General features: G+C 60.0%; 9 protein-coding genes. 6 read left to right on the forward strand and 3 right to left on the reverse strand.

Annotated features, from left to right (window positions below; genetic code table 11):
* The first annotated feature begins 228 nt into the window (after positions 1-228).
* The 4 genes from dnaK to HMPREF2779_RS02365 all read left to right on the forward strand — a co-directional run bounded on the left by dnaK (position 229) and on the right by HMPREF2779_RS02365 (position 4,487).
* Positions 229-2,061 (forward strand): molecular chaperone DnaK, encoded by a 1,833-nt coding sequence (gene dnaK / locus HMPREF2779_RS02350; RefSeq protein ID WP_105360731.1) that lies wholly within the window; start codon positions 229-231, stop codon positions 2,059-2,061.
* 2 nt (positions 2,062-2,063) lie between these two features.
* A complete protein-coding gene (locus HMPREF2779_RS02355) occupies positions 2,064-2,642 on the forward strand; it encodes a nucleotide exchange factor GrpE (protein ID WP_070686168.1) in 579 nt (192 codons plus the stop codon).
* 342 nt (positions 2,643-2,984) lie between these two features.
* On the forward strand, positions 2,985-3,977 hold the full coding sequence (locus tag HMPREF2779_RS02360; protein WP_105360732.1) for a DnaJ domain-containing protein: 993 nt from the start codon (positions 2,985-2,987) through the stop codon (positions 3,975-3,977).
* Between the two features lie 3 nt (positions 3,978-3,980).
* Entirely contained in the window at positions 3,981-4,487 is a 507-nt protein-coding gene (locus HMPREF2779_RS02365; RefSeq protein ID WP_105360733.1) for a heat shock protein transcriptional repressor HspR, read from the forward strand.
* A gap of 280 nt (positions 4,488-4,767) precedes the next feature.
* On the opposite strand, the gene trmB is transcribed toward HMPREF2779_RS02365, so the two are convergent.
* Both trmB and HMPREF2779_RS02375 read right to left on the reverse strand, forming a co-directional pair.
* Entirely contained in the window at positions 4,768-5,574 is an 807-nt protein-coding gene (trmB, locus tag HMPREF2779_RS02370) for a tRNA (guanosine(46)-N7)-methyltransferase TrmB (RefSeq protein ID WP_105360734.1), read from the reverse strand.
* Positions 5,575-5,810: 236 nt separating this feature from the next.
* The gene (locus tag HMPREF2779_RS02375; RefSeq protein ID WP_070600570.1) at positions 5,811-6,209 is read right to left on the reverse strand and encodes a hypothetical protein; all 399 of its coding nucleotides are present in this window, start codon (positions 6,207-6,209) and stop codon (positions 5,811-5,813) included.
* A gap of 515 nt (positions 6,210-6,724) precedes the next feature.
* Between HMPREF2779_RS02375 and HMPREF2779_RS02380 the strand changes: the two genes are divergently transcribed.
* Both HMPREF2779_RS02380 and HMPREF2779_RS02385 read left to right on the forward strand, forming a co-directional pair.
* A complete protein-coding gene (locus HMPREF2779_RS02380; RefSeq protein ID WP_105360735.1) occupies positions 6,725-8,191 on the forward strand; it encodes an amino acid permease in 1,467 nt (488 codons plus the stop codon).
* Between the two features lie 460 nt (positions 8,192-8,651).
* Positions 8,652-10,127: an amino acid permease gene (locus HMPREF2779_RS02385; RefSeq protein ID WP_105360736.1), complete on the forward strand. Its 1,476-nt coding sequence runs from the start codon at positions 8,652-8,654 to the stop codon at positions 10,125-10,127.
* A 145-nt stretch (positions 10,128-10,272) separates the two neighbouring features.
* Here the strand turns inward: HMPREF2779_RS02385 and HMPREF2779_RS02390 are convergent, their stop codons facing one another.
* Positions 10,273-11,862 carry a dehydrogenase gene (locus HMPREF2779_RS02390; protein ID WP_105360737.1) on the reverse strand — a complete coding sequence of 530 codons (1,590 nt, stop codon included), beginning with the start codon at positions 11,860-11,862 and terminating at the stop codon, positions 10,273-10,275.
* Positions 11,863-12,239 lie beyond the last annotated feature (377 nt).

Below are 12,239 nucleotides of genomic sequence, written 5' to 3' on the forward strand. Positions count from 1 at the left end.
AAAAACCCGCCCCTAACACACATCCGCGAAAAAAAGTTGAGTAAAGTTCGCTCAACTCTATTGACAGTCCCTTCGAGAGGGTGCATACTTGAGTACATGAGGCTCAAGGAGTCGCGCAGGCCACCCCACACGGGGCGGCATGCGCAGCACTGACCGCCTCCAAAACTTTCAAACTAACCCGCCTCGCATTAGAAGAAGCGGGGCACTAATCACAAGGAGTGAATAAATATGGCACGTGCAGTAGGCATTGACCTCGGTACCACCAACTCTGTCGTTTCGGTTCTCGAAGGCGGCGACCCCGTAGTTATCGCCAACGCAGAAGGCACCCGCACCACCCCCTCCGTCGTCGCATTCTCCAAGGACGGCGAGGTTCTGGTCGGTAGCGTCGCAAAGCGTCAGGCAGTAACCAACGTCGACCGCACCATCTCCTCCGTCAAGCGCCACATGGGCACCGACTGGACCACCGAGATCGACGGCAAGAAGTACACCCCGCAGGAAATCTCCGCACGAACCCTCATGAAGCTGAAGGGCGACGCAGAGGCATTCCTGAACGACACCGTCACCGACGCTGTCATCACCGTCCCGGCATACTTCAACGACGCTGAGCGTCAGGCAACCAAGGAAGCCGGCGAGATTGCAGGCCTGAATGTCCTGCGTATCGTCAACGAGCCCACCGCCGCAGCACTCGCATACGGCCTGGACAAGGGTAAGGAAGATGAGCTCATCCTGGTCTTCGACCTCGGTGGCGGTACCTTCGACGTCTCCCTGCTGGAAGTCGGCAAGGACGACGACGGCTTCTCCACCATTCAGGTTCGCGCAACCAGCGGTGACAACCGCCTCGGTGGTGACGACTGGGACCAGCGCGTAGTCGAGTGGCTGCTCGCACAGGTGAAGGCAAACACCGGCGCAGACCTGTCCAAGGACAAGATCGCGCTGCAGCGTCTGCAGGAAGCAGCTGAGCAGGCTAAGAAGGAACTGTCCAGCGCAACCAGCACCAACATCTCCCTGCAGTACCTGTCCGTCACCCCCGAGGGCCCCATCCACCTGGATGAGAAGCTGACCCGCGCAAAGTTCGAGGAACTGACCCGCGACCTGCTCGAGCGCACCAAGAAGCCCGTGCTCGACGTAATCAAGGAAGCTGGCGTGTCCATCTCCGAGATTTCCGAGGTCGTTCTGGTCGGTGGCTCCACCCGTATGCCCGCCGTCGCTGAGCTCGTCAAGGAGCTCACCGGTCGCGAGCCCAACAAGGGCGTGAACCCCGACGAGGTTGTGGCAATGGGTGCAGCACTGCAGGCAGGCGTGCTGAAGGGCGACCGCAAGGACGTTCTGCTGATCGACGTCACCCCCCTCTCCCTCGGTATCGAGACCAAGGGCGGCGTGATGACCAAGCTGATCGAGCGCAACACCGCAATCCCGACCAAGCGTTCCGAGACCTTCACCACCGCAGAGGACAACCAGCCCTCCGTGACCATTCAGGTCTTCCAGGGTGAGCGTGAGTTCACTCGCGACAACAAGAACCTGGGTACCTTCGAGCTGACCGGCATCGCCCCCGCACCCCGCGGCGTGCCCCAGATTGAGGTTACCTTCGACATCGACGCAAACGGCATCGTCCACGTCTCCGCAAAGGACAAGGGTACCGGTGTTGAGCAGTCCATGACCATCACCGGCGGCACCTCCCTCTCCAAGGACGACATCGACCGCATGGTCAAGGATGCAGAGGCACACGCTGAGCAGGACAAGGCACGCCGCGAGGCTGCTGACACCCGCAACGCAGCTGAGTCCGTCGCATACTCCGTCGAGAAGCTCCTGAAGGAGAACGGCGACAAGCTGCCCGAGGACGTCAAGACCGAGGTCCAGGGCGATGTCGACGAGCTGAAGAAGGCACTCGAGGGCGACGATGACGCAGCAGTGAAGTCCGCATTCGAGAAGCTGCAGGCATCCCAGTCCAAGCTGGGCGAGGCACTCTACGCAGCAGCACAGGCTGAGGCATCCGAGTCCAAGCCCGCCGCTGACGAGGACGTTGTCGACGCCGAGGTCATCGACGAAGACGAGAAGAAGTAATCATGGCTGAGCAGGAAAACATCACCCCCGACCCGCTGGAGGAGGCATTCAACGCCCCCGCAGCGGAAGGCCACCCCGAAGCTGAATCGGCCGAAAGCCCCGAGGAAGCTGCGGAAGCCGTCGAGGCTGAGCTCCAGGATGCCGTAGAAGCAGAATCTGCGGATGCGGCACTCGCCGCAGAGCGCCTGGACTCCCTGCTTCGCCTGCAGGCAGAGTTCACCAACTACAAGAACCGCACCGCCCGCGAAAAGGAGCAGCTGCGAAACTTCGTAATCGGTGACCTGGTCGGTGCACTGCTGCCGGTGCTCGACGACATTGACGCCGCACGCAAGCACGGCGACCTGCAGGACGGTCCCTTCGCCTCCATCGCTGCGAAGCTCGAAGAGCTGCTCAGCAAGCAGGGCGTGGAGCGCTTCGGTGAAGTAGGCGACGCCTTCGACCCGAACATCCACGAAGCTGTACTGCAGCAGCCCACCGACGAGGTGGCTGAGGATCATGTCTCCATGGTTCTGCGTTACGGCTACCGCGTGAACGACCGTGTGGTTCGTACCGCTCAGGTGGCTGTGGCTGTCGCACCGTAAGGTGGTCGGCTCAGCAATGGCTGAATAACTAACGACGGGCGGGTGCTCTCCCTAGTGGGGAGTGCCCGCCCTGTTGTTTGCCAGGGTTATTTATCCGGGCTGTTCTGCCTGGCGCGCCTGATCTGCCGGGGCTGCTTTACCCGGTTGTTGGCGCGGGTTTTGGCTCGTAGCAGTGGCGGTTAAAAGGCTTGTAGGGGCGCTATTTTTTGGGCTCAGCCCTTTCAAAATTGAGTCAAGTAGACTAAACTTTTATATAGAGCATTAAGACAAGCACGCGGTGCCCCTGCAAGCCGTCCCGTAACCGAGGAGGGCGGCGCATCACCGCAGAAGGAGAAACACAACATGGCAAGTGAAAACTGGCTAACCGACGACTTTTATAAGGCACTGGGTGTCAGCGAAGACGCAAGCGAAAGCGACATCAAGAAGGCATACCGCAAGCTCTCCCGCAAGTACCACCCGGACCTGAACCCCGGCGACGCTGCAGCAGAGAAGAAATTCAAGGAAATCTCGGAAGCATATGACGTGCTCTCCGACAAGAAGCAGCGCGAAGAGTACGACCAGATCCGCCGCTACGGTGCTGCAGGCATGAGCGGATTCGGCGGAGGTGGCTTCGGCGGTGGCAGCTACACCGGGTACCCCGGCGCGGATGCATTCGGCGGCTTCAGCAACGGCGGCGCAGGCATCAATATTGACGACCTGCTAGGCGGCCTCTTCAGCGGTAGCGCCGGCGGCTCCCGACGCTCCGCAGGCTTCACGAGCGCCGACTTTGGCGGCATGGGCGGCGGCGGTTTCGGCAGTGCACAGCACGCGGCACCCGAAGAAAGCACTACCAGCACCCGCATCAGCCTCGTCCAGGCATACACCGGTGCGACCGTGACCGTGTTCCTGCCGGATGGCTCCCACACCGAGGCACGCATTCCCGCAGGCATTAAGGACGGTCAGAAGGTCCGCCTGCGCGGCAAGGGCCTGCGCGGCGGCGACCTGAAGGTCACCGTGCGCGTCTCCGATGACTCCCTGTACTCCCGCGAGGGCAACAACCTGATTTTGCGTGCACCCGTCACCCTCGCCGAGGCTGTCGACGGCGCAGTGATTGAGGTGCCCCTGCCCGACGCATCCACCGTGAAGCTGCGCCTGGCACCCGGACAGGTCGGCCGCCGACTGCGCGCTAAGGGCCGCGGCTTCAAGGCTAAGGGCGGCGACGGCGACCTGCTGGTCATCCCGGAGATTGTGCTGCCCGCCGAGTTGAGCGCAGAGGCGCAGGAAGCATTCGATAAGTTCGTAAAACTGGCACCGCAGGAGAACCCGCGTAAGGATCTGTTGAAGAAGGCTGAGTAAACCATGGCATCTCGAGAATCATCATCTAAGTCCCGTAGCGGCAAGCCGTTGCACAGCGTGGACCTGCCGGTTTTCGTGATTTCTGTGGCGGCTGAGCTGGCGGGCATGCACCCGCAGACCCTGCGACAGTACGACCGCATCGGTCTGGTCCAGCCTTCGCGTGCACCCGGTAAGGCGCGCCGCTATTCGCAACGTGACGTAAACCGTCTGCAGCAGATTCAGCAGCTCTCGCAGGAGGGCGTCTCCCTGGAGGGTATTCGCCGCATTATTGAGCTGGAGTCCCTCGTGGAGGCGCAACAGGAGCAGATTGCGGCGCTGCAGCGTCAAGTTGAGGATGCGAAGGTGAAGCTGGGCCTGGCGGAGCGCGTGTTCGCTGCCGGTACCAGTGGCGACGTGGTGCATATTGCCCGCGGTACCCGCCCGGCGCCTCGTCAGCGTTCTTCGGCTGTGGTGTTGTACCGTCAGCGGCACCAGTCGGCTACGGCGGATGATACGAAGCCGCAGCGCTAAACCGGCTAAACCCGCTACACTGGGAGAAACGGTTCGGCTGTTCTAGCTCGCTTCTAGTTCATTTGAGCTGGTCAGCCGCCCATATAGACTTGTGCGTCTTTGTGTCATACGCCGCGAGGTAGGGTAGACCCCCGCCCCGTATGCACTTGGACCCACGCACAAGGAGGTGAGGCTCCCCGAATATTCGGGGAGCCTCACCTGCTTTAACGTATGCACTTTGCGCGGTGGCGGGAAACCACCTGGCGGTAACTGGAGCTGCTCCGCTTACTTGCAGCGGTGCTTACTTGCGGCGGTAGGTCAGATCGTGCGCGCGGCGGCCCGCCTCCTGAGCCTTACGCTCAAAGCTGGTGAGGGTACGACCCTCCCAACGCGGAGCCCAACCACCCTGCGGATCCTCCTCGGTCGCACCGGCGCCGGGGTTCACGTTCTCAAAGTCGGGGTGCGCCTCTAGAACCTCACGCATGACCAGGGCGTACTCCTCCCAGTCAGTCGCTAGACGCCAAATGCCGCCGGGCTTGAGCACGCGCGCAACCTTATCAGCGAACGCCGGGGACACCAGGCGACGCTTGTGGTGGCGGGACTTGTGCCAGGGATCCGGGAAGAACACCCACAGCTCGTCCACGGAGTTCTCCTCAAGCATGTTGTCGAGCAGTTCGGGTGCGTTCGCCTGAGCCACACGCACGTTCTCCACGCCGGCGTTGCCCATCTTCAGCAGCAGGTCCGCAATGCCGGGGGTGTACACCTCAACGGCGAGGAAGTTCGCCTCGGGCACCTCAGCTGCGCGGTGCACAATCGCCTCGCCCAGACCGGAACCGATCTCGACGACCTGGTACGCCTCACGGCCGTAAATCTTGACCGGGTCGAAGGTCGCCTCAGGCGCGACGGAGGTGTCGGTGCGCAGGCGCGGAATGTCCAGCACGTGGGTGGGGGAGTAGGTGTCCCACGCCTTCTGACGGCGTGCGGTGAGGCGGTCACCGCGGCGGACGAAGGAGTAGGGCTGGCGGAAGAACTCCTCGGGAACCGGCTTCATGGCCTTTTCTTCGGTGGATTCGGGTGCCTGGCTAGGCTGCGTGTTCTCAGTAGACATACCTAAAAGAATAGCGTAGCGCCGCTATACCGTGCGGTTTCGCAGTGTGCGGGGCTGGCGTGACGCTGAACTAGCCGGGCGTGAAACTGAACTAGCCGGGCGTGAGACTGAACTAGCCGGGCGTATGCCGGTCTGAGAAACATAGAAATTTAGCCTGCATACAAAAGTGCGGCGGGAACGAATACTGTTCCCGCCGCACTTTCGTGAGGTTGTTGAGTGAGTTTAGTTTGTGGGGCTTACTTCTTGGAGCCCAGCAGTGCCAGACCCGCGCCGAGCATCACGATGTTGTTTGCGAGCTGCTGGCCGTCCTGGGTGGGGCGGAAGTACTTGTCGTGCATATCCGGGTTGCGGAAGTACATGGTCATCAGATTTGCCGCGAATGCGGTCAGGCCTGCACCCGCCAGGCGTGCGGGGATGAAGGGGGTCAGCAGGGTTGCGCCGAGTGCGGTTTCTGCGCCGGAGATGAGCTTACCGAAGGTTGCTGCGTCCAGCTTGGAGACTGCGGGAACACCGGTTGCCGCCATCTGCTGCAGGAAGGCGTAGGTACCCTCGTCAGCCTTGAGCTTCTTGACACCTGCATCGAGGATGAGTGCGCCGGCGGTGATGCGCAGTGCTGCGTTGGAGAACTTGCCCATGATGTTGTCCTTCTGTTCTGTAGCTGGTTGGTTAGGCTTTTGTTGAACGGTTTCTACTCTAGACCCGGTTTCTCGCCTTGTAAAGTTTTACGCGTAAAGTTTCTAAATATTTTTGAAAACCCGGGAGAAGCTTGCAGAGAAGGGGTGCAGTCTAAGGGTGGTGCGGGGCGTGTTTCGGGTGGAGGCTGAGGTATGCCGCAGACTCGCCCCGTCTCAATCACCCCGTCTCAAAAATCTGGTGATGTTGTATTCCTTGTACTTGTGTGGGTATGAGGGGGTAAAATTTGAAATTATGCATTCTCTGCATAACCTTTTATTGGCGATACAAGAAATCGGAAGCCCCGCGAAATCGGAGCCCACAAGCCCAAGCGCACCGCGCCAGCTCGGGAAGCGCGGGAACCGCCTCCTGGCGCGCCGTTCAGGATTATGCATGAATACCAACCACCCGGACTCGCCCCCGAGTGAAATTTAGGGCGAATCGACGCAGGAAAGAGAAACACGTGACACAGCAGCCAATGCAGCACAACTCCGTCACTGGCCTAGACTCCGAAGCTGAGCACTCTAAGCTTCAGCGCGGACTAAGCTACCGACACATCCAGCTGATCGCTATTGGCGGCGCCATCGGCACCGGCCTTTTCCTCGGCTCAGCAAAGACCATCGCCCTGACCGGCCCCTCCATCGTCTTTGTGTATGCCATTATCGGTAGCGTTATCTACTTTGTTCTGCGCGCCATGGGCGAGATTCTGCTCTCCAACCCCAAGTACAAGTCCTTCACCGACTTCATTACCGACATCCTCGGTCTGCGCGCCGGCTTCTTCGTCGGCTGGTCGTACTGGTTCTTCTGGGTTGTCACGGGTATTGCGGACGTCATCGCGATTACCGGCTACGTGCAATACTGGCTACCTGACATGCCCAAATTCATCCCTGCGTTGACCGTTATCGTGGCTCTGCTGCTGCTGAACCTGCCCTCGGTGAAGAACTTCGGTGAAATCGAATTTTGGTTCGCAGTCATTAAAATCGTCGCGATTGTCGCCCTCATTATTGTTGGTGCGCTCATGGTTGCCTTCAGCTTCACCGCGCCCGACGGTACCGTCGCCTCCGTAGCAAATCTCTGGGATCGCCCCGGCCCCTCCGGTAGCGGTATCTTTACCCAGGGCCTGACGGGCTTCCTGGGTGCCTTCCAGATTGCGCTCTTCGCCTTCGTGGGTGCTGAGCTGGTCGGTACCGCCGTGGCGGAAACCGAACACCCCGAACGCACCCTGCCCAAGGCGATTAATGCGGTACCCTTCCGCATTGGCCTCTTCTACGCCCTGCCGCTGCTGACCATCCTCGCCGTCACCCCCTGGGATAAGTTGGATAAGTCCATGAGCCCCTTCGTGGGTATGTTCTCCCTGGCTGGCATTGCTGTTGCCGCCTCCCTGGTGAACTTTGTGGTGCTGACCTCCGCGGCGTCCTCGGCGAACTCCGGTATTTTCTCGACCTCCCGCATGGTCTACGGTCTGGCGCATGACGGCGCCGCACCCTCCGCGCTGGGTAAGCTCACCAAGAACGGTGTGCCCGCCAACGCCCTGTACCTGACCACCGTGATGCTGCTGTTTAGTCTGGTCATGCTGTACGCCGGTAGCGGCATTATGGAGGCGTTCACCGTGGTGACCTCCGTGGCGTCGATGATGGGTATCTTCACCTGGAGCATGATCCTGATTGCGTACCTGGTCTACCGTAAGAAGTTCCCGGAGCGCCACGAGGCGTCCGAGTATAAGATGCCCTGGGGTATTGGCATGAGCTGGTTTGGCCTGGTCTTCTTCGCCGTCATGGTCTACGCCCTGAGCCTGTATCCGGACACCGCAATCGGTCTGGCGCTGACCCCCATCTGGTTCATCGCTCTGGCTATTGGCTACGAGATTCTGACCCGCCGCCACGCGGCGAAGCGTGCTCGTGTGCTGGCTGCTGGCAATGTTGTTGACAAGGCTGGTCAGAAGTAGTTTCTGCTCTTTCTGTAGCGTTTATGTAGTGTTTCTGCGGCGCTGTTGGTAAGCCCCGTTTCTGCATTCTTTGAGGATGCGGAGGCGGGGCTTTCGCGTGCCCTCGTGCCTGCCTGTTTACGTTCCGGGCGGCATTTTTTACACCGCTTGATATGACGTGAATAATAGAAATAGGTCACATTTTTGCCGTAAATCCTGTTTTCTTGCACTTAACACCTGTAGAATAACTATCCAAGTAGCTGTGAGGGCTCTCAGAAAAACTCCGCGTCAATCGATAGCGTGACACTTCCGAATGCCGCGCGGTATCTGATAGAGCTCTAGCCTCGCCCCGAAATCCGGGGACACCCCGCAAGCAAATGGCCGCATATTCATACAGTGACCGTGCCCGCTGCGATCTAACGATTCTTATTCCAGTAACGGCACATGCGGCACGGGGTACAACCGCTGAAAAGAGGACGTCGTGACTGAACAGAACAACGTCACCCTGAATCCTAAAGCTCCCGAACAGGGAGAGCGACTGCACCGCGGTCTGAGCAACCGCCACATCCAGCTCATCGCAATCGGCGGTGCCATCGGTACCGGCCTGTTCATGGGCTCCGGTCGCGCCATCTCCATGGCGGGTCCCTCAGTTATTTTCGTGTATATGCTCATCGGCGCCGTCATCTTCCTGGTGCTGCGAGCTATGGGGGAGATTCTGCTCTCCAACCTGAGGTACAAGTCCTTCTCTGACTTCACCACCGACCTCGTCGGCCCCATGGCGGGCTTCTTCCTCGGCTGGTCCTACTGGTTCATGTGGGTGGTCACCGCCGTCGCGGACATCATCGCAATCGTCGGCTACCTGCACATGTGGTGGCCTGACCTGCAGGCATGGATTCCGGCGCTCGCTGTCATCGCTGTTCTGCTGACCCTGAACCTGGTCTCCGTGAAGAACTTCGGCGAAATCGAATTCTGGTTCTCCATGATTAAGATCGTCGCCATCGTCGCCCTGATTATCGTTGGTGGCGGTATGATCGCCGTAGGCTTCAACTCGCCCAGTGGCGCGCAGGCATCCGTCGCAAACCTCTGGAATGACGGCGGAATGTTCCCCAACCACTTCATTGGCTTCCTCGGTGCATTCCAGATCGCAGTCTTCGCGTTCATGGGCTCAGAGCTCGTCGGTACCACCGCCGCAGAAACCAAGGACCCCGAAAAGACCCTGCCCAAGGCAATTAACGCCGTACCGGTACGTATTATGGTCTTCTACGTGGGCGCGCTCGCCGTCATCCTGATGGTCACCCCCTGGCGACTGGTCAGCCCCGATAAGAGCCCCTTCGTCGCCATGTTCACCATGGCGGGCCTGGGTATCGCCGCGCACATCATTAACTTTGTGGTGATTACCAGCGCGACCTCCTCGGCGAACTCCGGTATTTTCTCCACCTCGCGTATGGCATTCGGCCTGGCACGCGAGCGCAGTGCACCGCAGTTCCTGGGCAAGATTTCCAAGAATGGTGTGCCGCGTAACGCGCTGTTCCTCTCCGCCGTGATGCTGCTGTCCTCGATTGTGATGCTCTATGCGGGCGACTCGATCTCTCGTGCGTTCAACCTTGTCACCACCGTGGCTGCGGTGCTCGTGATTTTTGCGTGGACCATGATTATGGTCAGCTACCTGATGTACCGCAAGAAGTTCCCCTCGCGCCACAGGAAGTCGAAGTTCCGTCTGCCCGGCGGCCGTTTCTCCGCATGGCTGGCTCTGGCGTTCTTCGCTTTTACCATTGGTGTGCTGACCATGAACGAGGAAACCCTCATGGGTCTGCTCGCGATGCCCATCTGGTTCGTGATTCTGGGTATCGGCTGGGTCTTCAAGCGCCGCGCTGATGCACGCCGCGAAGAGGCAATCTCGACCCTCACCGCGCAGATTGCGATTGTGGAGGCGTCCGAGATTTTCTCGGCACGCTAAGCCACGCCGGCTATCGGTGCCGGTTATCTCGGTACCGGCTATCAGCGCATGCGTAAAGCCCGCGTCACCTGCTCCTTTCAGGGAGCGGGGACGCGGGCTTTCACTGTCTCCAGGGATGAACCCGAGAGGCTGCGGGAGTGCGCGCTTAGAGGGGCGTCGCCTCCGCCTCTTCGGCAAGCGGGTCGTTGTCATCATCGGTGCGGTAGAAATCCCAGCGTTCACAACCGCAACCGGAACGCATCGCCTCAATGACGGCGGCAGCTGCCTCCAGCGGATCGAGCGCGTGCAGATTCCATAGCGCATGCACCGGTACCGGGTGCCTCCAGCCGTGCTCCTGCAGGAACTCCGGGTCGAAGGCGGGCAACGCCTCGACGGTGGGTTCAAGCTCGCAGAGGAAACCGGTGGGGGAGCGGAAAACCGTCACCACGGGGGTCGGGTCGGCATCTTCCAGGCAGGCTCCATCGAAGAAGTAGTAGGTGCTCAGGCGGCGGTTCCAGGCAAGCTGCGCGAGGCGTTCGCCGAAGACTTCCACCGTCTGCTCCCATTGGGTGCGGTGGTATGCCGCCAGGTCGGTGTGGGCGGTCTGCACCACGCCGATGCCCTGCTCGGTGAGTTCGCGGGCGCTCAGACGCGCGGGCTCTGCCGGCTCTGCTAGTTCTGTTTCGGGGAGCTCAGCGTCAGCGTTAGTCAGCTCAGCGTCAGCGTTAGTTAGCTTAGCATCGAGGAGCTCAAGCTCCTCAGCGGCACTCGACTCAGCAACGCTCGCCTCGGCCTCGTTCGACTCAGCGGCACCCGACTCCAGGGCAGCTGCGTTGGCTTCGTTCCTCGTCCACAGTCGCAGCTCGCGGGCAATCTGCGTGCGTCCGCGGTGCAGGGTCGTCTGCCAGGAGCCGAACTTGGCACGTACCGCACCCAGGGGCGGCACCTGCTCAATGAGCGTGGGAATAGTAGACCAGTAGCCGTAGTTCAGCGCCGTCGGCTCGCGGTCGTAGCGGGCGCAATAGCTCAAAAACAGGCTCAGAGTCTTCGACGCAAAATCCTCGGGTACCGCCGCGGCGTCAATGTACCATTCGTTTTCGAGCGCCTCCGCCGGGTAAATGCCGGTGCGGAGCATACCCAGGGACCAGTCGCCGTCACCGAGGTAATCGTTGACCGTCTGTGCGGGGGCAGGCCACGCGGATTCGCCCTCCATACTGGCGGCGAGCAGGGTGTACAGGCTACCGCCCTCGGTACCGATTTCTTTCATACCGCGCTGCCTGATGTCCTCGAGGGTCTGCGCGTAGGCTTCTTCTTCCAGCTGGGAGTAGGGGTGTGCGGCAAGGTACTTGAGCGTTGCGCCAATCTTCGCCAGAACGTGAGCAATGTCTTCGTTGTTGAAGTGGCGTGCCTCCAGCGCGGACGGCAGGTCGTGAATAATATCGCAATCAAGAATTAGTGCCGCGTACTCGGGCTCCGGAGGCAGATCGTAGGCTTCCGCGAAAACGTACCAGAGGCCGCAGGCGAGCACCGTGTAGCTCGGGGCGTCTGCCGTGACCGGGCCAAACTGCCAGATGCCGGAGTCCAGCGCATAGTTCAGGTGCTTCTTGTTGATGTGCGGGTACAGAAAGTTGAGGCGGCGGAGAACCTGGGTAGGGGTGAACCCCAGCGCGGCGAGTTCGGCGATGAGTTCCGCGTACTCGTCGTGAAAATCTAAGTAGCCCTCCGGGGCGTTTGATAGCGCGGCTTGTTCGCGCATGGGTCCCTCTTTCATCTGCAGGATGTGGCGGCACCATGTCGTACCGTGCCGCCAAAACCCTGAACGTGTGCACGCAGATAAGGGTGTTTGCGTGGTGTGAGTCCAGCTCTTATCTGCACGAATAAGCGATATTTTTTCAAAAAAATATGCTCTTTTATCTAAATTTATCGCTGAAACTAAGCACTATTCAAATATGTGAACCCCTAACACGGTTTCTTTCGGAAAGATGACAATGTTTAGCGCACCCACAGGGCAAAATGTGCGTAAAGACTCGTAATCTGCACTAGAAGATGCGATAGAAAATACGCTTACCCGCACCCGCACAGGCGAGCAAAATACGCCCCGCGCTGACTCTTTTCTCAGCATTACCGGCCAAC

The organism is Rothia sp. HMSC069C03, assembly GCF_001811075.1.
Taxonomy (GTDB): domain Bacteria; phylum Actinomycetota; class Actinomycetes; order Actinomycetales; family Micrococcaceae; genus Rothia; species Rothia mucilaginosa.